The organism is Cupriavidus sp. 05N39, assembly GCF_056397325.1.
Genome location: NZ_JBFTNE010000048.1, coordinates 50,216 through 74,240 on the forward strand (window position 1 = coordinate 50,216; position 24,025 = coordinate 74,240).

Annotated in this window: 20 protein-coding genes; 8 read left to right on the forward strand and 12 right to left on the reverse strand. The window is 65.1% G+C overall.

Annotated features, from left to right (window positions below):
• Nucleotides 1-66: 66 nt before the first annotated feature.
• Complete coding sequence (locus tag AC1DN0_RS22700; RefSeq protein WP_441628652.1) at nt 67-2,148, reverse strand: 3-hydroxyacyl-CoA dehydrogenase NAD-binding domain-containing protein; 2,082 nt, start codon at nt 2,146-2,148, stop codon at nt 67-69.
• Nucleotides 2,149-2,681: 533 nt separating this feature from the next.
• Here AC1DN0_RS22700 and AC1DN0_RS22705 point away from each other — a divergent pair.
• A complete protein-coding gene (locus AC1DN0_RS22705; protein ID WP_441628654.1) occupies nt 2,682-4,220 on the forward strand; it encodes an amino acid permease in 1,539 nt (512 codons plus the stop codon).
• A gap of 65 nt (nt 4,221-4,285) precedes the next feature.
• Here the strand turns inward: AC1DN0_RS22705 and AC1DN0_RS22710 are convergent, their stop codons facing one another.
• Both AC1DN0_RS22710 and AC1DN0_RS22715 read right to left on the reverse strand, forming a co-directional pair.
• Nucleotides 4,286-5,254, reverse strand: a complete 969-nt coding sequence (locus tag AC1DN0_RS22710; RefSeq protein WP_441628656.1) for a threo-3-hydroxy-L-aspartate ammonia-lyase — start codon at nt 5,252-5,254, stop codon at nt 4,286-4,288.
• Nucleotides 5,255-5,294: 40 nt separating this feature from the next.
• Entirely contained in the window at nt 5,295-6,200 is a 906-nt protein-coding gene (locus tag AC1DN0_RS22715; RefSeq protein ID WP_441628658.1) for an amino acid ABC transporter substrate-binding protein, read from the reverse strand.
• A gap of 336 nt (nt 6,201-6,536) precedes the next feature.
• Between AC1DN0_RS22715 and AC1DN0_RS22720 the strand changes: the two genes are divergently transcribed.
• Nucleotides 6,537-7,709, forward strand: a complete 1,173-nt coding sequence (locus AC1DN0_RS22720) for an esterase-like activity of phytase family protein (RefSeq protein ID WP_477146028.1) — start codon at nt 6,537-6,539, stop codon at nt 7,707-7,709.
• A 131-nt stretch (nt 7,710-7,840) separates the two neighbouring features.
• Here AC1DN0_RS22720 and AC1DN0_RS22725 read toward each other — a convergent pair whose 3' ends face one another.
• The 6 genes from AC1DN0_RS22725 to AC1DN0_RS22750 all read right to left on the reverse strand — a co-directional run bounded on the left by AC1DN0_RS22725 (nt 7,841) and on the right by AC1DN0_RS22750 (nt 14,781).
• On the reverse strand, nt 7,841-8,554 hold the full coding sequence (locus AC1DN0_RS22725; RefSeq protein WP_477146025.1) for an ABC transporter ATP-binding protein: 714 nt from the start codon (nt 8,552-8,554) through the stop codon (nt 7,841-7,843).
• Nucleotides 8,554-9,327 (reverse strand): ABC transporter ATP-binding protein, encoded by a 774-nt coding sequence (locus AC1DN0_RS22730; protein ID WP_035867733.1) that lies wholly within the window; start codon nt 9,325-9,327, stop codon nt 8,554-8,556. The genes AC1DN0_RS22725 and AC1DN0_RS22730 overlap by 1 nt, the downstream gene beginning before the upstream one ends.
• Nucleotides 9,324-10,637 (reverse strand): branched-chain amino acid ABC transporter permease, encoded by a 1,314-nt coding sequence (locus tag AC1DN0_RS22735; protein ID WP_477146026.1) that lies wholly within the window; start codon nt 10,635-10,637, stop codon nt 9,324-9,326. Before AC1DN0_RS22735 ends, AC1DN0_RS22730 begins: the two co-directional genes overlap by 4 nt.
• Nucleotides 10,638-10,641: 4 nt before the next feature.
• Nucleotides 10,642-11,589, reverse strand: a complete 948-nt coding sequence (locus AC1DN0_RS22740) for a branched-chain amino acid ABC transporter permease (protein ID WP_441628665.1) — start codon at nt 11,587-11,589, stop codon at nt 10,642-10,644.
• 178 nt (nt 11,590-11,767) lie between these two features.
• Nucleotides 11,768-13,006, reverse strand: a complete 1,239-nt coding sequence (locus tag AC1DN0_RS22745) for a branched-chain amino acid ABC transporter substrate-binding protein (RefSeq protein ID WP_477101681.1) — start codon at nt 13,004-13,006, stop codon at nt 11,768-11,770.
• A gap of 149 nt (nt 13,007-13,155) precedes the next feature.
• Nucleotides 13,156-14,781 carry a 3-(methylthio)propionyl-CoA ligase gene (locus AC1DN0_RS22750; protein ID WP_477146027.1) on the reverse strand — a complete coding sequence of 542 codons (1,626 nt, stop codon included), beginning with the start codon at nt 14,779-14,781 and terminating at the stop codon, nt 13,156-13,158.
• 395 nt (nt 14,782-15,176) lie between these two features.
• On the opposite strand from AC1DN0_RS22750, the gene AC1DN0_RS22755 reads away from it, so the two are divergent.
• The 5 genes from AC1DN0_RS22755 to AC1DN0_RS22775 all read left to right on the forward strand — a co-directional run bounded on the left by AC1DN0_RS22755 (nt 15,177) and on the right by AC1DN0_RS22775 (nt 19,099).
• Nucleotides 15,177-16,739, forward strand: a complete 1,563-nt coding sequence (locus AC1DN0_RS22755; protein ID WP_441628710.1) for a protein adenylyltransferase SelO — start codon at nt 15,177-15,179, stop codon at nt 16,737-16,739.
• A gap of 102 nt (nt 16,740-16,841) precedes the next feature.
• The gene (msrB, locus tag AC1DN0_RS22760) at nt 16,842-17,288 is read left to right on the forward strand and encodes a peptide-methionine (R)-S-oxide reductase MsrB (protein ID WP_035867745.1); all 447 of its coding nucleotides are present in this window, start codon (nt 16,842-16,844) and stop codon (nt 17,286-17,288) included.
• 70 nt (nt 17,289-17,358) lie between these two features.
• Nucleotides 17,359-17,898, forward strand: coding sequence for a septation protein A (locus tag AC1DN0_RS22765; protein WP_035867747.1), 540 nt, complete (start codon nt 17,359-17,361; stop codon nt 17,896-17,898).
• Between the two features lie 87 nt (nt 17,899-17,985).
• Nucleotides 17,986-18,300, forward strand: a complete 315-nt coding sequence (locus tag AC1DN0_RS22770; RefSeq protein ID WP_045236318.1) for a BolA family protein — start codon at nt 17,986-17,988, stop codon at nt 18,298-18,300.
• A 4-nt stretch (nt 18,301-18,304) separates the two neighbouring features.
• Nucleotides 18,305-19,099 carry a peptidylprolyl isomerase gene (locus AC1DN0_RS22775; protein WP_035867754.1) on the forward strand — a complete coding sequence of 265 codons (795 nt, stop codon included), beginning with the start codon at nt 18,305-18,307 and terminating at the stop codon, nt 19,097-19,099.
• A gap of 153 nt (nt 19,100-19,252) precedes the next feature.
• Here the strand turns inward: AC1DN0_RS22775 and AC1DN0_RS22780 are convergent, their stop codons facing one another.
• Nucleotides 19,253-19,936: a TetR/AcrR family transcriptional regulator gene (locus tag AC1DN0_RS22780; RefSeq protein ID WP_441628672.1), complete on the reverse strand. Its 684-nt coding sequence runs from the start codon at nt 19,934-19,936 to the stop codon at nt 19,253-19,255.
• A gap of 109 nt (nt 19,937-20,045) precedes the next feature.
• On the opposite strand from AC1DN0_RS22780, the gene AC1DN0_RS22785 reads away from it, so the two are divergent.
• A complete protein-coding gene (locus tag AC1DN0_RS22785) occupies nt 20,046-21,686 on the forward strand; it encodes an acyl-CoA dehydrogenase family protein (RefSeq protein WP_441628674.1) in 1,641 nt (546 codons plus the stop codon).
• Nucleotides 21,687-21,731: 45 nt separating this feature from the next.
• Here the strand turns inward: AC1DN0_RS22785 and AC1DN0_RS22790 are convergent, their stop codons facing one another.
• Together AC1DN0_RS22790 and AC1DN0_RS22795 are read right to left on the reverse strand one after the other, a co-directional pair.
• Nucleotides 21,732-22,943: an HD-GYP domain-containing protein gene (locus AC1DN0_RS22790; protein WP_441628676.1), complete on the reverse strand. Its 1,212-nt coding sequence runs from the start codon at nt 22,941-22,943 to the stop codon at nt 21,732-21,734.
• Between the two features lie 309 nt (nt 22,944-23,252).
• Nucleotides 23,253-23,993 (reverse strand): helix-turn-helix domain-containing protein, encoded by a 741-nt coding sequence (locus tag AC1DN0_RS22795; RefSeq protein ID WP_441628678.1) that lies wholly within the window; start codon nt 23,991-23,993, stop codon nt 23,253-23,255.
• Between the last annotated feature and the right edge of the window lie 32 nt (nt 23,994-24,025).

Consider the following 24,025-nt stretch of genomic DNA (forward strand, 5'->3'; position numbering starts at 1 on the left):
CGATCTGTGGTGGAAACCCTGCGCGGCCAGCCTGGCCGCGCAGGATCGAATCGCCGCTGGCTATGCTTAGCCGTTGAAGCCCTTGCCCTCGGCAGCCAGCTTCTCCAGCAGCGCTGCCGGCTTCCAGGCTTCGCCGTGGTAGCCCTTGGCATAGCGCGCCATCGACTGCGCCACGTTGAACAGGCCAACCTGGTCCGCGTACAGCATCGGGCCACCGCGGAACAGCGGGAAGCCGTAGCCGGTCAGGTAGACCATGTCGATATCCGAGGCCTTGGAGGCAATGCCTTCTTCCAGGATCTTGGCGCCTTCGTTGACCAGCGCGAACACCAGGCGCTCGACGATTTCCTCATCGGAAATCTTGCGGCGGGTGATGCCCAGGTCCTTCGAGTGCTGCACGATCATGTCGTTGACCTGCTGGTTCGGGTACGGCTTGCGGTCGCCCGCCTTGTAGTCGTACCAGCCCGCGCCGGTCTTCTGGCCATAGCGGCCCTGTTCGCATAGCAGGTCGGCGGTCTTCGAGTACTGGATGTCCGGCTTGTCCACGGCGCGGCGCTTGCGGATGGCCCAGCCGATGTCGTTGCCGGCCAGGTCGCCCATGCGGAACGGGCCCATGGCAAAGCCGAACTTCTCGATGGCCTTGTCCACTTGCTCCGGCAGCGCACCTTCGTCCAGCAGGTAGCCGGCCTGGCGGCTGTACTGCTCGATCATGCGGTTGCCGATGAAGCCGTCGCACACACCCGACACCACGGCGGTCTTCTTGATCTTCTTGGCGACCTGCATGACCGTGGCCAGCACGTCCTTGCCGGTCTTTTCGCCGCGCACCACTTCCAGCAGCTTCATCACGTTGGCCGGGCTGAAGAAGTGCATGCCGACCACGTCTTGCGGACGCTTGGTGAAGGAAGCGATCTTGTTGACGTCCAGCGTGGAGGTGTTGGAAGCCAGGATCGCGCCCTGCTTCATCACTTCATCCAGCTTCTTGAAGACGATTTCCTTGACGCCCATTTCCTCGAACACGGCTTCGATGACCATGTCCGCGTCCTTGATCTCGTCATAGGACAGCGTGGTGGTCAGCAGGCCCATGCGCTGCTCGACCTTCTCCTGCGTGAGCTTGCCCTTCTTGGCGCTGTTTTCGTAGTTCTTGCGGATGGTGGCCACGCCACGGTCCAGCGCTTCCTGCTTGGTTTCCAGCATGATCACCGGGATGCCGGCGTTCAGGAAGTTCATGGTGATGCCACCGCCCATGGTGCCCGCGCCGATCACGGCGATCTTCTCGAGCTTGCGGGTGGCGGTGCCTTCCGGCACGTCGGGGATCTTGCTGGCGGCACGCTCGCCAAAGAAGGCGTGGCGCAGCGCGCGCGATTCCGGCGTGGTGATCAGGTACATGAAGCCTTCGCGCTCGTCCTTCAGGCCGGCATCGAACGGCTTGAGCGAGGCTGCCACGGCGTCCACGCACTTCAGCGGCGCGGGGAAGTTCTTGGCGACGGCTGCGACGGTGTTGCGGGCAAAGGCGATGAAGCCTTCCGCGTTCTCGTGCTTGACCTTCAGGTCGCGCACCTTCGGGTACGGGCCGGGGTTGGCCGCCGCCGTCCTGGCGAAGGCCACGGCCGCGGGCAGCACGTCGCCGTCGACGATCTCGTCGAACAGCTTGGTACCGGCAAACTTCTCGCTGGGGATGGCGTTGCCCGAGACAATCATGTTCAGGGCGGCTTCCAGGCCGATCACGCGCGGCAGGCGCTGCGTGCCGCCGGCGCCGGGCAGCAGGCCCAGCTTCACTTCCGGCAGGGCGATCTGCGCGCCCTTCGAAGCCACACGGTAGTTACAACCCAGCGCCAGTTCCAGGCCGCCGCCCATGGCCACGGAATGGATCGCCGCCACGACCGGCTTGGCCGAGCCTTCCACCACCTTGATCACCGAATGCAGCGTCGGCTCCTGGGTGGCCTTGGGCGTATTGAATTCACGGATGTCCGCGCCGCCGGAAAAAGCCTTGCCGGCGCCGGTAATGACGATGGCCTTGACGGCCGCATCGTCCAGCGCACGGGTCATGCCTTCGACGATGCCGAGCCGGGTGCCGAGACCCAGGCCGTTCACGGGGGGATTGTCGAGCGTGATGACGGCTACGCCGTCCTGAACCTGATACTGCGCTGTCATGCTGGTTCCTTTGGTAACTGGATGTTGTCTCGGGATTCGAATTCTCGAATGATGTTGTTCTGCGCGCTGTGGAGAGCGCCGGCGCGGCCAACGCCGCCGTGTTCCGCCCGACCACCGCCCGGCTGCCGGGGAACGCATGCCAGCGCCCCTTTGCCGGTGCCCGCCCCTGGTGCCGCCGGTGCAAGCGGGACAAGCATACACAAAATAGCACGGTCGTTCAATTTCATTTTGGGGCCCGTCCGGTGGCGCCATGCGCCCGGTTCATGGGCGAGCTCACCGGCGTGCATTCAAGCTGGGAAAGGCACCCGGAAAGCTAGGGTAAATCCGGACCGCCATGCCCCATGCAGCACATTCCCCTGATCCCGAGGAATGCCTCTAGTCACAGTAGGCGACTTTCCTGACATAAACCGCCATAACCCTCGGATTTACCCGGATAACCCGGTAAACTCGCGCCCTTTGCCCGCTCGGGCGCCCCACGAGGTGTCGCCCGTGCCGAAGCCGCGGCCCCGCCCGCCGAAGTTCCAGTGACCCTGATGTCTTCCCATCCTCATCCTCACCAGCACCCCGTCGTCGAGCACGACGACCTGCAGCGCAAACTCAAAGCCCGCCACCTGACCATGATCGCCATTGGCGGCGCGGTCGGCACCGGGCTGTTCGTGGCCTCCGGCGCGTCGATCTCCCAGGCGGGACCCGGCGGCGCGCTGCTGATGTATTGCCTGATCGGCCTGATGGTGTATTGCCTGATGACCAGCCTGGGCGAACTCGCCGTGCATATGCCGGTGGCCGGCTCCTTTGTCACCTACAGCGCGCTCTATGTGGAGGAAGGCTTCGGCTTCGCCCTCGGCTGGAGCTACTGGTTCAGCCTGGCCGTGACCATTGCCGTGGAACTCGTGGCGGCGCAACTGGTGATGCAGTACTGGTTCCCGCATGTCTCCGGCGTGGTCTGGAGTGCGGGCTTCCTGCTGCTGATGTTCGGCCTGAACGCGTTCTCGGTACGCGGCTTCGGCGAGGCCGAATACTGGTTCGCGCTGATCAAGGTGGCCACGATCCTGATCTTCCTGGCGGCGGGGCTGATGATGATCTTCGGCATCATGCAGGGCGGCCCGCAATCCGGCTGGCAGAACTTCACGCTTGGCGATGCCCCATTCGTCGGCGGCATCCCCGCCATGTTCGGCGTGGCCATGATCGCAGGGTTCTCCTTCCAGGGCACGGAAACCGTCGGCGTCGCCGCCGGCGAAGCCGCCGACCCGGCACGCACCATCCCGCGCGCCATCCGCCAGACCTTTTGGCGCATCCTGCTGTTCTATGTGCTGGCGATCCTCATCATCGGCGTGCTGATCCCCTACACCGACCCCAGCCTGCTGCGCAACGACGTCACCGACATCGGCGTCAGCCCCTTCGCGCTGGTGTTCCGCCACGCCGGCCTGGCCTTCGCCGCCGGGCTGATGAACGCCGTGGTGCTGACCGCGCTGCTCTCCGCCGGCACCTCCAGCATGTACGCCTCCACGCGGATCCTGTACGGCCTGGCCGTCAGCGGCCGCGCGCCACGGGCGCTCGCCCGGCTCTCGGCCAGCGGCGTGCCCTACAACGCCCTGTTCGCCACCACCGCCATCGGCGCCCTGTGCTTCCTCAGCTCGCTGTTTGGCGACAAGGCGGTTTACCTGTGGCTGCTCAACACGTCCGGCATGACCGGCTTTATCGCCTGGCTCGGCATCGCTGTCAGCCACTACCGCTTCCGCCGCGGGCTGGTGCACCAGGGCTTCAAGGCGTCCGACCTGGCCTACCGCTCGCCGCTCTATCCCTTCGGCCCGATCTTTGCCATCGTGCTGTGCGTGGTGATCGTGCTGGGCCAGAACTACCAGGCCTTCACCGACGTGCGCGGGCGCTGGATGGAGATTGTCGGCACCTATATTGGCGTGCCGCTGTTCCTGTTGCTCTGGCTCGGCTACCGGCTGGTACGGAAAACCCGGCTGATCGACTATGAAGACATGCCGTTCAACTGCAAGCGGGCGGCCGACCAGGCCACGGCCTCGCCGCTCGCGCAAGAAGCGGGCAGCCCGCTGATGCGCTAGCCACGCACCCCGGGCGTGCCACGCCCGGGGACCGGCCAGGCTTCCTGGTCATCCGGCGTGTCCCTTCAACGTGCCGACAGCAATTCCGCATAGCGCGGCAGGTCGACATTGCCGCCGCTGACCACGATGCCGACACGCTTGCCCTGCACCGGCAATCCCGCATGACGCGCCGCCGCAAGGCCAAGGCAGCCGGTCGGCTCGACCACCAGCTTCATGGCCTGCGCGAACATGCGCATGCATTCGATCAGCGCAAGGTCCGGCACGGCGACGATGTCGGTCACGCGGCGGCGAATCAGGGCGAACGTCAGCGCGCCGAGATGCTGTGCGCGCGCCCCGTCGGCGATCGTATCGGGCGGATCGATATGCACGATGGCGCCGCGGCGAAGCGACTGCTGCCCATGATTGCCGGTCTCGGGCTCGACGCCGTACAGCCGGCAGCCGGGCGAGAGCCGCTCCGTCACGAGCGCGGCACCAGCGAGCAGGCCGCCACCACCCTGGCAAACGAGCAACGCATCGAGCGGTCCGGTTTCCTCGATCAGTTCGCGCGTGACCGTGCCCTGTCCGGCGATGACATCGGCATGGTCGTATGGCGGGATCAGGGTCAGTCCGCGCTCCTCCGACAAGCGCTGCGTGATCGCTTCGCGGTCGTCCACCTGGCGGTCGTACAGGACCACCTGCGCACCGCAGGCGCGGGTCGCCTCCACCTTGGACGCCGGCGCGTCGCGCGGCATCACCACCGTCACCGGAATGCCAAGCACCTGCCCGGCGAGCGCGATGCCTTGCGCGTGGTTGCCGCCGGAGAACGCGATCGCGCCACGGCGGCGCTGCACGGCATCGAATCGCGCCAGGGCATTGAATGCGCCACGAAACTTGAAGGCGCCGGTGCGCTGCAGGTTCTCGCACTTGAAGAACAGTTCGGCCCCCACCCAGGCATCCATCGCCGGCGAGCGCAGTACCGGCGTGCGCCATGCGTGCCCGGCCAGCCGGCTCGCGGCGGCCACCACATCGTCGTAGGTCGGCAGGACTTCGCTCATCGGCCGGCTCCCCGCATCGCAGTTGGACAGGACACCGGCCTCACTCCGCTGCCTGATCGGTGGGCTGCTTCCAGGCGGCCAGCACTTCGGGAGACGGCGTCAGTGCGAGGTTGATGCCGCGTGCGCCGATGGGCTGCTGGAACCAGCGCTTCTGCAATGCGACCACCTCGGGGCCGGCGAAGACCGATGTCAGCGTCTGGTCGACCAGTTGCTTCCACTCGGGATCGGATTTCGGCAGCATCAGCGCATTACGCTCGATGGACAGCGCCGGTCCGGCAACGGTGTACTGAGACGGGGCCTTCGAATTCGCGCGCAGGCCGTACAGGACCACATCATCCAGCACGAACGCCTGGGCGCGGCCGGTCTCCAGCAACAGGAAGGACTCGTTATGATCCTTCGCATACACGTCGTTGAATGCGTACTGGGGCTTCAGCCGGCGCACGTGGCGGTCGCCGGTGGAGCCCGCGCTGGTGACGACCACCTTGCCACGCAGGTCGTCGAAGGACTGAATGCCCGAATCGGAGCGTACCAGCATGCGTACCACCGACACATAGTGGGCTACGCTGAAGGCCACCTGCTTCTGGCGCTCGACCGTATTGGTATTGGGCGCGCAGTCGACTGTCACCAGGCCGTTCATCACGGCGGGCACGCGGCTCTGCGCCGTCAGCGGCAGCCAGCGCACCTTCAGGTCCTTCAAGCCGAGCTTCTGGCGCGCGGCCTCGGCCACGCGCAGGCACAGGTCCACGGCGTAGCCCGAAGGCTGCCCCTTGATGTCGGAGAAAGAGAACGGTAGCGCGCCCTCGCGATAACCCATTGTGATCGTGCCCGATTCACGGATCTGCTCCAGTATCGGGCTCTGGGCATTCGCGGCCAGGGGGGCCGTGAACGTAGCGAGGGCTAGCAGCGCGGCGAAGGCGCGTGTTGTCAATGCGGAAGGAGAGGACATGGCAGGCGTTCAGGAAAAGCGCGTAGCGTATTGCGCACAGCGCTCCGGCCAAACAATATCTTTTTTATAAGTGCATGCCCGCCCGCCTCATAAGCTAATCGCTTTTCCGAGCAAGCCGGCAAGTAGCCGCGCGCTTGCTCCTGCGTGGCACCTGGCATGCGGGAGCTGCGTCATGGCCAAGCCTCAGCCGGGTCGAACCTTTCCTGGCCGGTGCGGCCGTTGTCAGTTCGAGACATTTCGAGACACTTGCCTGTCATGCTCCCGTCACACTCCTTTCATGCCGCCGTCACGCTGACCATGCATCGTAGTGGTCTTTCGACTCGATTGTTCACCTACATGCGCATGCTTCCGTCCGCGACCGTCACTGCTGTAATCACCATCACCGCTGCCGCATGGGCCCTGCCCGCCGTGGCACAGACGGCCGCCGCGCCCGCCTACCCCGCCACCCTGGCCGGCCATGACGGCAGCTTCTGGGTGCTGACCGACAATGGCGCCGGCAGCAAGGCCAACTCGCCCGACTTCATGCTCTACCTGAACCACTACAAGGTGGACTTCAAGAGCGGCAAGCTTCGGCGCCTCGGCACCGTGTTCCTCCACGATCCGGACAAGAAGGTACCCTTCCGCATCGTCCACGAAGGGACCAAACAGCGCTACCTGACGGGATCGGACTTCGACACCGAGAGCTTCCAGTTCGCCGGCGGCGCGCTGTGGATCGGCGACGAATTCGGCCCCTTCCTGATCAAGGCCGACCTGCAAGGCAAGGTGCTGGCCGTGTACGACACGCTGGTCGACGGCAAGCCCGTGCGCTCCCCCGACCACCCTGCCGTAACCACGCCCGGCGTGCCGGGTGGCGCGGTGGATTTCCAGGTCAAGCGCTCCAAGGGCTTCGAAGGCATGGCCTCGTCGCCCGACGGCAGCAAGCTCTATGCGCTGCTTGAAGGCCCGGTCTGGAACGCCCAGGCCAAGGACTTCGAACGCACCGACGGCAAGGAAACCCTGCGCGTGCTGGAGTTCGACACCCAGGCCGGCAAATGGACGGGCCGCTCGTGGAAGTACCCGCTGGAAGCCAACGGCAACGCCATCGGCGACTTCAACATGATCGACGCCACCACGGGCCTGATCATCGAACGCGACAACGGCGAAGGCACGGCCGACAAGGCCTGCCCCGAAGGCCAGAAGCGCAGCGACTGCTTCTCCGACATCGCCAGGTTCAAGCGCATCTACAAGGTTGAGCTGACCGATGCCAACGCCGGCGGGCCGGTGCGCAAGATCGGCTATATCGACCTGCTCAATATCGCCGACCCCGACAAGCTGGCCCGCAAGCCGCTCAACGACGGCGTGCTCAAGTTCCCGTTCTTCACGATCGAGAACGTAGACGTGGTGGACCCCACCCATATCGTGGTTGGCAACGACAACAACCTGCCGTTTTCCAGCAGCCGAGAGCCTGACAAGGCGGACGACAATGAGTTGGTGTTGCTGGAGGTCGGGGAGTTTCTGAAGGCGAAATAAGCGTCGGCGAGGCGGCGCCGTTGCTTCCAGCCGATGGCGAAGCGAACGATCGCCAAATGGTAAATCAGCCAGCGCATGCTGGCTGTTTTACCAATGTCCCGCGTCATATCGAACACCGGGCACCAACCGCCCTACACCTCCAGCCATTCCTTGCGAATGGCCGCATTCGCCTTGAGATCCTGCGGCGAGCCTTCGAACAYAATGTGCCCGTGCCCCATCACGTAGACCCGCTGGGAAATATCCAGCGCGATGGCCAGCTTCTGCTCGATCAGCAGCACCGACACGCCACGCTCCTTCAGCACCTTCAGGTAGTCGCCCACCAGCGTGACGATCATCGGGGCCAGCCCTTCGGTGGGCTCGTCGATCAGCACCAGGTCGGGGTCGCCCATCAGCGTGCGGCAAAGCGTGAGCATCTGCTGCTCGCCGCCGGAGAGCACGCCGGCGGCCGTGTTCTCTCGTTCCTTCAGGCGCGGGAACATGTTGTACATGTCCTGCACCGTCCAGCGGGGCTTGGACTGGCGCGGATTGCGCTTTTCGCCCAGCAGCAGGTTCTGGCGCACCGTCAGCGTGGGGAAGATATCGCGGTTTTCCGGCACATAGCCGATGCCGAGGTGGGCGATCTCGAAAGTGCGCCGCCCGAGGATCTCCTCGTCGCGAAAGCGCACCGAACCCTCCGCCTTGACCATGCCGAGGATGGCCTTGGCCATGGTCGAGCGTCCCACCCCGTTGCGGCCCAGCAGCGCGACGATTTCGCCTTCGTCGATATGCGCATCGACCCCGTGGAGGATATGGCTCTTGCCGTAGTAGGCGTGCAGTCCCTGCACGTCCAGCATGCGCTTGCCCATCAGTGCGCTCCTTCGGTGGCGGGTTCGTCGAGGGTGGTACCCAGGTAGGCTTCCTTGACCTTGCGGTTGGCGCGGATGGCCTCGGGGGTGTCGGTGGCGATGACTTCGCCGTAGACCAGCACGGAGATGCGGTCGGCCAGGCCGAATACCACGCTCATATCGTGCTCCACCATCACCAGCGTCTTGCCCACGGTGACACGGCGGATCAGCTCCACCGCGTGGTCGGACTCCGAACGGCTCATGCCGGCGGTGGGTTCGTCCAGCAGGATCACTTCCGCGCCGCCGGCGATGGTGATGCCGATCTCCAGCGCGCGCTGCTCGGCATAGGTGAGCAGGCTGGCCTGGGTATTGCGGCGGTGATGCAGGCCGATCAGCTCCAGCACTTCCTCGGCGCGCTCGCGCGCGTCGCGCAACTCCGACAGGCGATGCCAGAACGAGTACTTGTAGCCCAGCGACCAGAGCACCGCGCAGCGCAGGTTCTCGAACACCGACAGCCGGTGAAAGATATTGGTGATCTGGAAGCTGCGCGACAGCCCCATGCGATTGATCACGAAGGGTTGCAGCCCGCCGATCTCCTGCCCGTTTAGCCTGACCGTGCCCGAACTGGGCGCGAAACGGCCGGAGATCAGGTTGAAAGTGGTCGACTTGCCGGCCCCATTGGGGCCGATCAGCGCATGGCGCTCCCCCTTGGGGATGGTCAGGTTGACACCCCGGATGATTTCGGTCTGGCCGAACTTCTTGCGCACATCGTTCAATTCCAGCGCGGCGCTCATGCCGTACCTCCCGCCATTTCGGCTTGTACCTTGTCCCAGGTGGCGCGCACCCGCGTCCGCGCGGCGCGGCAGGCCAGCAGGCCGGCCACCCACAGTGCGGCCGCCACCAGCCACGGCGTGACGGTGCCGGCGTCGAAGCCGATACGGAACAGCGTCATCGCGGTGCCATTCGCGCTATCCACCTGCACCTTGTAGATCAGTTCCACGGTMAGGATCASCGCSGCCAGCAGCACCAGCCCGGCGGCCGCGGCGCGGCCATAATCCGGCAGCATGCGGCGCAGCTTGCCGCGCGCGAGCAGCGGCACCTGCATCATCAGCAGGCTGGCGATACCGCCCGGCACGAACATGACCATCAGCACGAAGAACAGGCCAAGGTACWGCAGCCACGCCTTGGTCAGGTCCGACAGCGCCACCGCGAACAGGATGAACACCACGGCGCCGATCACCGGCCCGAAGAACACGCCCGCGCCACCGATGAAGGCGGCTAGCAGCACCCCGCCCGAGCGTACCGCGCTGACGTTTTCCGCCGACACGATCTCGAAGTTGATGGCCGACAGCGCGCCTGAAATACCGGCGAAGAAGGCAGACAGGATCAGCACCAGGTAGCGCACGCGCTGGGTGTTATAGCCGATGAACTCGACCCGCTCCGGGTTGTCGCGCACCGCGTTGGCGATGCGGCCGAGCGGCGTCTGCGTCCAGGCGTACATCGCCACCATCGACAGCAGGCACCACACCGCGATCAGGTAGTACACCTGCCGTCCCGGCCCGTAGGTGATGCCGAACACCGGATCGCCCACCATGCGGTTGGTGGAAATGCCGCCTTCGCCGCCGAAGAAATCGGGGAACATCAGCGAACTGGCGAACACCATCTCGCCGATGCCCATGGTGATCATGGCGAAGGTGGTGCCGGATTTCTTGGTGGTGACGTAGCCAAACAGCACGCCGAAGAAGGCGCCGGCCAGGCCGCCCACCACCGGAAGCAGCGACACCGGCAGCCACACCTTGCCCGCGCCCACCATGTTGAGCACATGGATGGCAATAAACGCGCCCAGGCCCGCATAGACCGCATGGCCGAACGACAGCATGCCGGTCTGCCCGAGCAGCATGTTGTAGGACAGCGCGAAAATAATCATGATGCCCATCTGCGACATCAGCGTGATGGCGAAGCCGCCGGAGAAAAACAGCGGCATCACCAGCATCAGGAACGCAGTCAGGCCCCAGATGATCCAGCGCGCCAGGTTCAACGGGCGGTAGCGCATGGTGCGGCCGGTCACGACCGCCTCGCGGCGTTGTTGCATTGTCGTCTCCATGCTGTCAGCCCTCCCTCGTACCCATCAAACCACGCGGGCGGAAAATCAGCATCACCACCAGCAACAAATACGGCAGGACCGGGGCCACCTGCGCCACCGTGAGCTTCCATAGCGAAGACAGCGGCGTGCTGTCGGTAATCTGCAGGCCGATCGAGCCCAGCAAGCCTGCCAGCGAGGCATCGAGCGTGACGGCGAAGGTTTGCAGCACGCCGATCAGCAGCGAGGCAATGAACGCCCCCACCAGTGACCCCATGCCGCCCACCACCGCCACCACGAAAACGATCGACCCCACGGCCGCCGCCATCGACGGCTCGGTGATGAAGGCATTGCCCCCGATCACGCCTGCCAGCCCCGCCAGCGCGGCGCCGCCGCCAAACACCATCATGAACACGCGCGGCACATTGTGGCCAAGCGCCTCGACCATCTCGGGATGGGTCAGCGCGGCCTGGATCATCAGCCCGATGCGGGTGCGGGTGAGCACCAGGTAGATCGCCACCAGCATGGCCAGCGACACCAGCATCATGAAGGCGCGGTATTTGGGGAAGGAGGAGGTGAATACGGTAAACAGCGGGCCATCCAGTTCGGCCGGAATGCGGTAAGGCACGGCGGCAAGGCCCCATACCAGCTTGACCCCTTCCTCGATCAGGTAGGCCAGGCCGAAGGTGAACAGCAGCTCGGCCACGTGTCCGTATTTGTGCACGGCACGCAGCCCGAAACGCTCCACCAGCGCCCCGGCGCCGGCCACCAGCAGCGGCGCGAAGATCAGCGCGGGCCAGAAGCCGATCTTGCTGGCGATGGTGTAGGCGAAATAGGCGCCCAGCATGTAGAAACTGGCGTGCGCGAAGTTCAGCACGCCCATCATGCTGAAGATCAGCGTAAGCCCGGAAGAGAGCATGAATAGCAGCAGCCCGTAGCTGACGCCGTTCAATAGAGAGATGACGAAGAATTCCACAACATATCCTTCAATCTGGCACCGGTCAGCCTGCTGGCTGCCGCTGGCCGGTCTGGAAACGGATGCACGCGGGTGCGCGTCACCCGCCCGCGGCGACAGACGTCGCCCCGGGCCGACCGAAGTATGCAGGATCGGGCCGGCGCGCCGGACCTGGCCGCGCTGCCCGCCAAGCGCAGGCTTAGCCCGGGCGCTTCATCTGGCAGGAAGTCGGCTGCGCTGCCACATACTGGTCCATCAGCGCATCGGTCTTCCAGCCAAAGCCGGTGTTTTCCTGGTCGAACTTGATCTCCTTGCCGTCGACCTTGGTCCAGGTAGCCACCACCAGCGACTGCTGGGCCTGGTGGTCCGAACCGCGCATCTCCACCGTACCGTTCAGGCTGTCGGCCTTCATCCCTTCGAGCACCTTGGCCACCTTGACCGGATCGGTCGACTTGGCATCCGTGAACGCCTTGCCCAGCATGGCGATGCCGGTATAGGCGGCCATCACGTAGAAGTCGTCGTTGTACTTCTTCTTGAAGCCTTCGATGACATCGCCGCCCTTGAAGCCCTTGTTGTTGGGGTTGTAGTAGCCGACGTACTTGACACGTCCGGCTTCCGACGGCCCCATGGCGGTCGGCACGCCGGTGGTGGCGCCGTAGTAGGTGTAGTAGTTGGTGGTCAGGCCCGCGTCCTTGCCGGCCTTGATCAGCAGGGCCAGGTCGCTGCCCCAGTTGCCGGTGATCACGGTGTCGGCGCCGGAGGCCTTGATCTTGGCCGCGTACGGGGCAAAGTCCTTGACCTGGGCCAGCGGGTGCAGGTCGTCGCCGACGATCTGGATGTCCGGACGCTTGCGCTTCAGGTAGTCCTTGGCGGCGCGCGCCACCTGGTGGCCGAAGGAGTAGTTCTGGTTGATCAGGTAGACCTTCTTGACGCCGGGATCCTTGGCCAGGTAAGTGGTCAGCGCTTCCATCTTCATGTCGGAGTTGGCGTCCAGGCGGAAGTGCCAGTAGTTGCACTTGCTGTTGGTCATGTCCGGGTCCACCGCGGCGTAGTTCAGGTAGACGATCTCCTTGCCCGGATTACGCTCGTTGTGCTTGGCCACCGCGTCTTCCAGCGCCAGGCCCACCGAGGAGCCATTGCCCTGCACGATGTAGCGGATGCCCTGGTCCACCGCCTGCTTGAGGATGGTCAGGCTTTCCTGCGGCGAGAGCTTGTTGTCGAAGCCAACCACTTCAAACTTGTGCCCGCCACCCCAGTTTTTCTGGTTGGCGATGTCCGCGACGAACTGCCAGCTCTTGAGCTGGTTCTGGCCCACCGGCGCCATCAGGCCGGACAGCGGATCGATAAAGGCGATCTTCACCGTATCGGCAGCCGCGACCCCGGAACCCATTGCCGCGAAAATGGCCGTGGCGGCCACGAGCGGACGCAATCTGATCATGCTTGTCTCCTTCGGTTTTATTGTTGGCTGTAATTTCCGGTTCGCGGCGGCGCCCTCTCCCGAAACCTCGGCGCGCCTCGAACCTTCGTGCAGGCGCCGGCCGTATGGCCGGCAAGGATTGGCGGCTCTGTGGCCGCCTTCGCTTGGGGTCAGGCCGCCGGCAGGCGGTAGTCCTTGAATTGCTCGCGCAGCTTGAGTTTCTGCATCTTGCCGGTGGCGGTCAGCGGAATCTCGGTAACAAAAGCCACATCGTCGGGGATCCACCATTTGGCGACCTTGCCTTCGAAGTATTTGAGCAACTCCTCGCGCGTCACCTCGGCACCGGGCCGCTTCATCACGACCAGCAGCGGGCGCTCATCCCATTTGGGGTGATAGCAGGAGATACAGGCCGCCATATGCACCGCGGGATGGGCGGCTGCCACGTTCTCGATATCGATCGAGGAGATCCACTCGCCGCCGGACTTGATCACGTCCTTGCTGCGGTCGGTGATCTGCATATAGCCGTCGGGATCGATGGTGGCCACGTCGCCCGTGGGGAACCAGCCATCCACCAGCGGCGAAGCGTCGTTGCGGTAGTAGTGCTCGATCACCCAGGGACCGCGCACGTGCAGGTCGCCGAAGGCCTTGCCGTCCCAGGGCAGYTCGKTGCCGTCGCCGTCGACRATCTTCATGTCSACGCCRTAGATCACSCGGCCCTGCTTTTCCTGGATCTTCTGCCGCTCGTCTTCCGGCAGGCCGTCGTGGCTAGCCAGCAGGCTGCACGACGTGCCCAGCGGCGACATCTCGGTCATGCCCCAGGCGTGGATGGTTTCCACGCCCAGTTCCTTGAGCGTGCGGATCATGGCCGGCGGCGCCGCCGAGCCACCGATCACGGTGCGATGGAACGTGGAGAACTTGAGCTTGTTGGCCTGCACGTACTGCAGCAAGCCCAGCCACACCGTGGGCACGCCGGCCGAGAAGGTCACCTTCTCCAGCTCGAACAATTCGTAGAGTGAGGCGCCGTCGAGCTTGGCGCCCGGCAGCACCAGCTTGGCCCCGACCAGCGGCACCGAATACGGCAGGCCCCACGCGTTGACGTGGAACATCGGCACCACGGGCAGGATCACGTCGCGCGCCGAGCACCCCAGCGCATCCGGCAGCGCGGATGCGTAGGAATGCAACACGGTGGAACGGTGCGAATACAGCGCGCCCTTGGGGTTGCCGGTGGTGCCGGAGGTGTAGCACAGGCTGGACGCTGTGTTCTCGTCGAACTGCGGCCAGGCGTAGTTGCCGTCCTGCGCGTCGATCAGGTCTTCGTAGCACAGCAGCGGCACCTTGGCGTCGGCCGGCATATGCGCGCGGTCGCTCATCATCACCCAGCCCTTCACGCCCGGGCAATGCGCCGCCACGCCTTCCACCAGCGGCAGGAAGGTGGCATCGAAGAAGACGTACTGGTCCTCGGCGTGATTGATGATGTAGGCGACCTGCTCAGGGAACAGGCGCGGGTTGACGGTATGGCATACCGCCCCCGAACCCGACACCGCGTAGTAGATCTCCAGGTGGCGATAGCCATTCCAGGCCAGCGTGCCGACACGGTCGCCCGACTGCACGCCCAGCGCGGCAATGGCCTGGGCCAGTTTGCGGGCACGCAGCTCGCAGTCGCGATAGGTATAGCGGTGCAGATCGCCTTCGGTCCGTCGCGAGACGATTTCCGTGCCGCCATAGTGGCGGGCGGCGTGCTTGATGATGGAGGAAATGAGCAGGGGTTCGCTCATCATTTGACCCATCAATGCCATGGAATAGTCTCCTGAAATTTTTTGAGATTCGTTAGAAAAACGAACAACCGTTCTATTTTTTGGCCGATTGTTGCCATCCATTGATGAAACGTCAACGGGAATCCTTTGTGCAGCGCCATATCCGGAAGGCTGGGTTGCTGCACTCCGGCCCCATCGCGGTGCGTCGGGGACGGGACTTAAGGAATAACCGGAAACATTGTGGTGGCAACGGCGGTCAGAGATGCGAACGACGGCGTGGAAGTACAATACCGCCTGCCATGTTGCACCTCAAYATGTCGTTTTCCCTAGCCTGCAAGCGCACTTGCGAGAAATTCGACATGCTGGCGCTGCAGTGCCCAGCCACCCACAGTGATGCCTCAGTGAACTCTCCCGAGCCAACCGGCGCCCCCCGCGCCTTGCCTGAAGCCGCCAGCCCCGCCCAACTGGACGCGGCTGCGGCCGTCCCGCCGTTCACGACCGTGCCCGGCTTTGCCGACCTGGGAGCGCGCTTCTTTACCCGGCTTGCCCCGACGCCGCTACCCTCCCCACGGCTGGTAAGCGTATCGCCGGCGGCCGCCGGCCTGCTGGGCTGGAACGCGGATGATGCAACACAGCGTAGCTTCATCGAAATTTTTGCAGGAAATCACGTACCCGAGTGGGCGGATCCTCTTGCCAGCGTCTATTCCGGCCACCAGTTCGGCGTCTGGGCCGGCCAGCTGGGCGACGGGCGCGCGATCCGCCTGGCGGAAGCGCGCACCGCCGGCGGCCCCTGGGAAATCCAGCTCAAGGGCGCGGGCATGACGCCCTACTCGCGCATGGCAGACGGCCGCGCCGTGCTGCGCTCCTCGATCCGTGAATACCTGTGCTCGGAAGCCATGTTCGCGCTGGGCGTGCCCACCACCCGCGCCATGTGCATCGTCGGCTCGGACGCTCCTGTGCGACGCGAAACCATCGAGACCGCCTCCGTGGTGACACGGCTGGCGCCCTCCTTCATCCGTTTCGGCCATTTCGAGCATTTCGCCGCGCGCGAGGATATCGGCGCGCTGCGCCAGCTCGCGGACTTCGTCATCAACCGCTTCATGCCGGAATGCCGCGAGGACAAGCAGCCGTACCAGGCGTTGCTGCGCGAAGTCTCGCTGCGCACCGCGGACCTGATGGCGCATTGGCAGGCGGTAGGCTTCTGCCACGGCGTGATGAATACCGACAATATGTCGATTCTCGGCCTGACCATCGACTACGGCCCCTTCGGCTTCCTCGATGCCTTCGACGCCAACCACATCTGCAACCACACGGACACGCAGGGCCGCTACGCCTACAGCCAGCAGCCGCAGGTTGCGTTCTGGAACCTCCATTGCCTGGCCCAGGCGCTGATGCCGCTGTGGCGCGAGGGCGATGGCAAGGACGAAGGCGAAGCCGGCAAGGCCGCCACCGATGCCGCGGTGCAAGCCGCGCGCGCCGCGCTCGATCCGTTCCGCGAGCGCTATGCCGCGGCCTTTTTCCGGCAATACCGCGACAAGCTGGGCCTGCGTCCAACGGGCGCCGGCGACGAGGACGACGAACCGCTGCTGACCGACCTGTTCCAGTTGCTCCACACACAGCGCGTGGACTACACCTTGTTCTGGCGCAATCTCGCCCGCATCTCTTCCGTCGATGGCAGCCAGGATGCGCCGGTGCGCGACCTGTTCCTGGATCGCGCGGCATGGGATGCCTGGGCCGACAAGTACCGCGCACGGCTGCGTGCCGAGAACTCCGTCGACGCCGCGCGGGCGGTGGCCATGCTGGCGGTCAACCCCAAGTACGTACTGCGCAACCACCTGGCCGAAACCGCCATCCGCCGTGCTCGCGAGAACGATTTCAGCGAGGTTGACCGCCTGCTGGCTGTGCTGTCGCGCCCTTTCGACGAGCAGCCCGAAGCGGAAGGCTATGCCGCGTTGCCGCCGGACTGGGCCGCGGGGCTGGAAGTGAGCTGTTCGTCATAAGCACGCGGCCACGCTGTAAGGATTGGCAGTCGAGATACGACCAACTGGCCGTGGGTGACGAAAAGCGATCGTTTCCCAGCCAACCAGAAAGGAAAGCCGGATATGACCACGCAAAAGACCGAAGCCGAGTGGCGCGAGCAACTCTCCGACATCGAATACCGCGTTGCCCGCGAGGCGGCCACCGAAAGGCCCTTCACCGGCCGCTACTGGGACCACTGGGAGCGCGGCACCTACCGCTGCGTCGGCTGCGGCACGCCGCTGTTCGAAGCCAGCACCAAGTTCGACGCCGGTTGCGGCTGGCCCAGCTACTTCCGCCCCATCAACGGCGAGGTGATCGATGAGCACACCGACCGCACCCACGGCATGGTACGGGTGGAAGTCCGCTGCAAGGAATGCGGCAGCCATCTCGGCCATGTTTTCGAAGATGGCCCTGCGCCCACCGGTCTGCGCTACTGCATCAACTCGGCTGCGCTAAAATTCGATGAGCGCGACCCCGCCGACTTCGATGCGGGTGACGCCGCGCCGACATCGCCCGACACGCCGCGCTAAGCCCGAACCGCCCGCGCGGCGGTTCGCCGCCAACCCTGTCCTCGACCTTGCGTCGCTCAATCCAGTCCGCATGAAATTCCTGTTCGACCTGTTTCCGGTCATCCTGTTCTTCGTCGCCTTCAAGTTCGCGGGCATCTACGCCGCCACCGGAGTGGCCATCGCCGCCACCGTGGTGCAGATCGGCTGGGTCTGGCTGCGCCACCGCAAGGTCGAGCCGATGCAGTGGGTCAGCCTGGTGATCATCTCGGTGTTCGGCGGCGCCACGCTGCTGCTGCACAACGAGACCTTCATCAAGTGGAAGCCCACCGTGCTGTACTGGCTGTTTGCCGCCACGCTGACGCTGTCGGCGCTGATCTGGCGCAAGAACCTGATCCGCGCCATGCTGGGCAAGCAGGTGACCATGCCGGAAGCCGCCTGGGGCAAGCTCAACGCCGCCTGGGCCGCCTTCTTCGCCGTGATGGGCGTGGTCAACCTCTACGTGGCGTACCAGTTCTCCACCGATGCCTGGGTCAATTTCAAGCTGTTCGGCAGCATGGGCCTGATGCTGGTGTTCATCCTGGCGCAAAGCGTCTGGCTGTCGCGCCACATGCAGGAAAACACCTCCGAGTAAGCGCCCCGGCGGGCCGTTCCCGCCGCGCCTTCCAAGACTGACCGTCCGGCCCCGGCCGGACTCCCACCAGGACAAGCACAAACGCCGATGGCCGCAGAACCCGCACAAATCGAAGCCCTGCTGCGCGCAGCCCTTTCTCCCTCCCGCGTAGAGGTGCGCGACGACAGCGCGCTGCACGCCGGCCATGCCGGCGCCGCCTCCGGCGGCGGGCACTATCACGTGACCATCGTCAGCGGGCAATTTGCCGGCAGCACCAGGGTGGCACGCCACCGCATGGTGTATGATGCGCTGCGCGATCTGTTCCCCACGCAAATCCATGCGCTGGCAGTGACGGCGCTGACCGACCAAGAACTTGAATCCCGCGAAACCTCCCGCGATTCCTCGAGCAACTCTCAGACCTGATTCCATGAAGACCACAGTCCTCTCGTTCAGCCTGGCGGCTGTGCTTGCCGCTGGCAGCTTGCCCGCCCTCGCCCAGAACGCCGCCGTCGTGAATGGCAAGGCGATCCCCTCGGCCAAGCTGGACAAGCTGATAGCCGGCACCGGACAGCCTCCCAGCGCAGAACTGCGCGACCGTGCCCGCACCATGCTGATCGACCGTGAGCTGCTGCTGCAGGAAGCCAACAAGCGCGGCCTGACCCAGCGCGAYGACCTGCAGGAACAACTGGAACAGGCCAAGCTCAATGTGCTGGCCGGTGCCGTCTTCGAAGACTACGTCAAGACCCACGGCGCCAGCGACGAAGAACTGCGCAAGCAATACGACAAGATCAAGTCCCAGTTCGGCAGCGGCAAGGAATACCACGCCCGCCACATCCTGGTGGAAAAAGAAGCCGACGCGCGCGCCATCATCGCCAAGATCAAGGCCGGCGCCAAGTTCGAAGACCTGGCCAAGGCCTCGTCCAAGGACCCGGGCTCCGCGGCCAACGGCGGCGATCTTGACTGGGCCAACAGCAGCAGCTACGTGCCGGAATTCTCCGCCGCCATGACGGGGCTGAAGAAGGGCCAGATGACCGAGACCCCGGTCAAGACCCAGTTCGGCTGGCACATCATCCAGCTCGACGACGTGCGCGACGCCAAGATCCCGACCTTCGAAGAAGTCAAGCCGCAGCTGGTGCAGATGCTGATGGGCGACCAGAACTGGCAGCGCGAGCAGTTCCAGGCGATGATGAAGTCGCTCAAGGAAAAGGCCAAGATCCAGTAAGCTGGATTCAGCCCTGGCAGTAAGACGAAACCGGCGCCGATGGCGCCGGTTTTGTTTTTGTGGCCCGCGGCTGCGGCTTACTTCAACCGCATGTTTGCTCCCCTCTCCCACTTGTGGGAGAGCAAGCCGGGGGAGAGGGAGTGACAGCCGTCGTCATTTCAGACGGTTTTGGCGCGTCTTGCCTGCTTCGTTCAGTACCTCGGGCGGCTCGCCCAGCGTACCCAGATACCCATGCGCAGCCCCCCGCAGCCGCCGCATCAGCCGCGGAAAATCGATTTCCTCCCCTTCGTCGATGCAGGCATGCGAGATCAGGCCGTAGACGATGGCCTGCAGCGTCACCGAGGCCTCCTCGATCACCGGGGCTGGCGGCGCGTCGGCGGCGCTTTGCAGCGCCCGGCTCCACAGCACCACGAACCTCCCATACATCTTTCGATACGCCGCGCGCCCCGAATAGTGCCGCTCCAGCAGGTAGACCGGCCCCCACCGCTCCGGCGTCTCCCGGTGGTGCCCGACATTGACGGCAATCAGCGCGTCCACGATCACTGCGATGGGCTCGCCCCGGCGTTGCGCCAGGCATTCGTCCATGGACTGCACGATGCGCTTGGCACGCAGATGCAGGCAAACACGGGCCAATTCTTCCTTGCTGCCGAAGTACTCATAGAAGGTACCCAGCCCCACCCCGGCCAGGTCGACGATGGCGCGAATCGTCACTTGCCCGTAATCCTGCCCGGCCAAAAGCCGAACAAAGGCCTCCTGAATGGCCAGCGAGGTCTGCCACGAGCGCGACTGCACCGGCTTGCGGCGAGGTTTTTCCGGGCCTTTCTGCTGTGGGTTCATGGTGCTCCGAAAGCCGAACATGCAGGCTGGGCATTGTATCTAGAATGACCTTTCGAATCTAACGGGCGGCAGCGAGCCCTGCCAGTCCGGCCCAAGGAGACAGCCCGCAATGAACGCCACCCATGCCATCACCAACCAGGTCCCCGAACTCAAGGACTACAACCTCTACACCAGCGACCCCGGCATCCGGCGTGCCGTGGAACGCGCCGGCGCGGCCTGGAACGAAGCCGAGCTTGAACGCCAGGGCGCGGTACTCGGCGCCGAGGCAACCATCCGCCACGCCGAGGATGCCAACCGCCACCACCCCGAGCTGCATACGCACTCGCGCATCGGCGAGCGCATCGACCAGGTCCGCTTCCACCCCGGCTGGCACGCGATGATGACCATCGCGCGCAGGAGCGGCCTGGCCAACCTGCCCTTCGCCGATACGCGCCCGTCCGCCTGGGCCTCGTATGCAGCCTCGCTTTACATGCACTGCCAGATCGAGTCCGGCTCGCTCTGCCCCACCAACATGACCCAGGCCTGCATCCCCGTGCTGCGCAAGGAGCCGGACCTGTTCGCGCAGCTCGGCGGCAAGCTGCTGACCCCGGCCTACGATCCGCGCGACATCCCCATCGAGCAAAAGCCGTCGATCAACGTAGGCATGGGCATGACGGAGAAGCAAGGCGGCTCCGACGTGCGCGCCAATACCACCCGCGCGGTACCCGGCCGCGGCGAGGGACGCGGCGCCGAGTACCTGATCACTGGCCACAAGTGGTTCTTCTCCTCGCCGATGTCGGATGCCCACCTGGTACTGGCCAATACCGAAGCCGGCTCCTCCTGCTTCTTCGTGCCGCGCTGGCGGCCCGACGGCAGCAAGAACCCCATCGAGATCCAGCGCCTGAAGGACAAGGTGGGCAACCGTTCCAACGCCAGCAGCGAAGTGGAATTCCGTGAAGCCTGGGGCATCATGGTGGGCGACGAGGGCCGCGGCATTCCCACCATCCTGGAGATGGCCACCTACAGCCGCCTGAACTGCGCACTCTCCAGCGCGGGCTTCCTGCGCCAGGCGCTGGTGCAGTGCCTGCACTATGCGCGCCACCGCAGCGCCTTCGGCAAGCCGCTGATCCGCCAGCCGCTGATGGTCAGGCTGCTGGCCGACATGGCGCTGGAGGCGGAAGCCGCGATGCTGCTGGCGATGGACCTGGCCACCGCCTTCGAAGCCACCGGCGATCCCGCCCGTCTCGCATGGCGCCGCATCCTCACGCCCGCCTCCAAGTTCTGGATCTGCAAGCGCGCGGTTGAAATGACCGGCGAGGCAATGGAAGTTTTCGGCGGCAACGGCTATGTGGAGGAAGGCCCGATGGGCCGGCTGTTCCGCGAAGCGCCCGTCAACTCGATCTGGGAAGGCTCGGGCAACGTGATGTGCCTGGACGTGCTGCGCGCCATCGGCCGCAACCCAGAGGATTACCTGCGCGTGCTGGACCAGATGAGCGTCGTGGGCGCGGGCGAGCCGCGCATCCAGGCCAGCGTGGCGGCATTGCGCGCGGCGCTGCGCCTGCCCGAGGAAGAGCAGCAGGCCGAGGCCCGCCGCACCACCGCGCGGCTGGTGCTGACCGCCCAGGCCTGCCTGATGCTCCAGCATGCCGATGCGGCCACCGCCGGCGCCTTCCTGGCCAGCCGCTTCGACCCGGAATGGGGTGCCGTCATGGGCATCAGCGCGGGCGGTGGCGATGCCGCGCGCATCCTCGAACAGGCCTGGGCCGCCTGACGCTGTCCTTGCGGACAAGATGCGCCTCGCAGGATGGATCGCCGGTCAGGCTGCGCAGAGTTCCAGCAGTTGTTCGTCGCGGAAGCCCCATTGCGCCGGGTCCTCGAAGCTCACGATGGTGTCTTCCGCCTCGCTCAGGTCCAGTGTTTCGGGGCCCACCTGCGCGGCCTCGCTCAGCGAGTAGAACACCTTGACCCGCGGGCGCAGCGGCTCGTTGTCGTTCTGTGCAAACACCACCGCCAGCCGTCCGGAGCGCAAGCGCAGCACCGTGCCCAGCGGATAGATGCCGATCGACCTGGTGAAAGCCTGGAACACGGTGCGGTCGAACAAGGTATCGACCCGCACCGCCATGTATTCGAGCGCCCGCGCCGGCGTCCAGGCCTGGTGCCCCGGGCGGCTGGAGGTCAGCGAGTCATAGGTGTCGCACACCGCCGCGATCTTGGCGTGCACGCTGATCTCATGCCCATGCAGGCCGAACGGATAGCCGCGCCCGTCGATCCGTTCGTGATGGTGCACGCAGACATCGAGCGGGATATTGCTGTAGAGCCTGGCCTCGTTGAGGATGCGATAGCCGACGGACGGATGGCGCTGCACCATGGCCATCTCCGCGGCGGTCATGTCGCCACGCTTGTGCAGTACCTGGGTGGGAATGGAAATCTTGCCGATATCGTGCACCAGGCCCGCCAGGCCGAGTTGCTGCACCTCGCCATTGTCCAGCCCGAGGGTACGTCCGAGCGCGATCATCAACGCGCAGACCGCGAAGGAATGCAGATAGGTGTAGTCGTCCCGGACCTTGAGCCGCGCCAGCGCGATCAGGGCCTGCGAATGGCGCGTCAGCGAATTCGATACGGAGTCGACCAGCATCAGGGCGCCCTCCACTTCGAGCGCGCGGCCCATGCGGGCGTCGGTGAACATCGAGCCGACCACCGCCTTGCCGTTCTTCATGACTTCCCGCGCGAGCCCGAACTCCACCTCCAGCGATACCGCCGATTGCGGCACGGCGCTGGCCGGCTCGTCGGCCACGGGTTTCACGCTCAGCGATCCGGTTGCCGCCAGCTGCACGGGCGGCGGAATGCCTTTGCCCTTGAGCAGGTCGATCCATACCTCCTCGACCTTGGAGGCAATCATCTGGTCGATCTGTTCCTGGCTGTTCACCAGGAACCGCGACCGCCAGAAGGGATGCTCAATCCATGGCCCGCCCACCCTGGCCACGAACATTCCAACTTGAAGCTGCCGGGTCTTGATCCGCTTCAGCATGCCAGCTCCTCGCGTACAGATTGAATAAGGCGTGGTCGCTTAACGGCAGCAAGCCGGAATACTTTAGGGCTGACGGATTCTTTCCGTGCCGCCAACGCCAGCCCCGCCATGCGGGATGGCTATGATTTTGCCCACAATCGGTAGTTTCCAGGAACGGACTTAGCCGGGAAACCGGCGCATCGACGCACGACGCTTCCGGCCCGGGCGCGGCGAGGCCGAACATAAGCCTCACAGGGCAGCAGGGATTACGGTGGATGGATCCGGGGCGAAGCCGCGCGGCTCCACGGAGCCGGCGCTGACGCGGGCACCTCAGCCCTTGCCCTGCCCCTTGCCGGCAGCGGCCTTCCCCCGGGGCCGCCTGACGACACGCGCTGGCGCGGCCTCCGCCTCCCCGGCCTGGGCTGACTTCATGAAGCTGCTTTCGCTGGTGGTCACGCCCACCACCCTGGCGAGCTGCCGGCTTACGCTGACGTAGGCATGGCCCATGCGGGCATCGAAGTACAGCGCGTCGCCGCGCGCCAGGTGCACCTTCTCGCCGTTGTCGAAATGCACCTCGACCTCGCCGGTGAGCACGTAGACAAATTCCTCGCCGGGATGGCGGGCGAAGTCCTCGGGGCCTTCGATGCGGCGCGCATGCACGGTGCCGATCACCGGGCTCATCTGCTTGCCCACCGCCTCGGTGCCAAGAAACTCATAGGAAAACGAAGAGCCCCGGTAGGTCACGCCCTCGCCGGCCCGCGTCACGACGGGCCCCTGGAACGGCGACGTCTTCACGCCCGCGCCGGCGAACATCGAGCCCATATCCATCTGCAGCGCCTTGCCCAGCGCGGCAAAATTCTCGTAGCCCAATGCAAGTTGCCCGCGTTCCGCGCGCGAGATGGTGGTGATGGAAACACCGGAGAGTTCGGCGAGGTGCGCGAGCGTCCAGCCGAAGGCCTTGCGCGCCGTGCGCAGACGCTTGCCAAAGGTCTCGCGGTCGAGCGTGCGCGAGTCGTCGCCAGACTCGTCGCTGTCGTCGCTGCCGCGCCCCGGGGCGATATGTGTTTTCAAGCCTGCGTCCTTTTTTCCGTTGGGCCGGATGC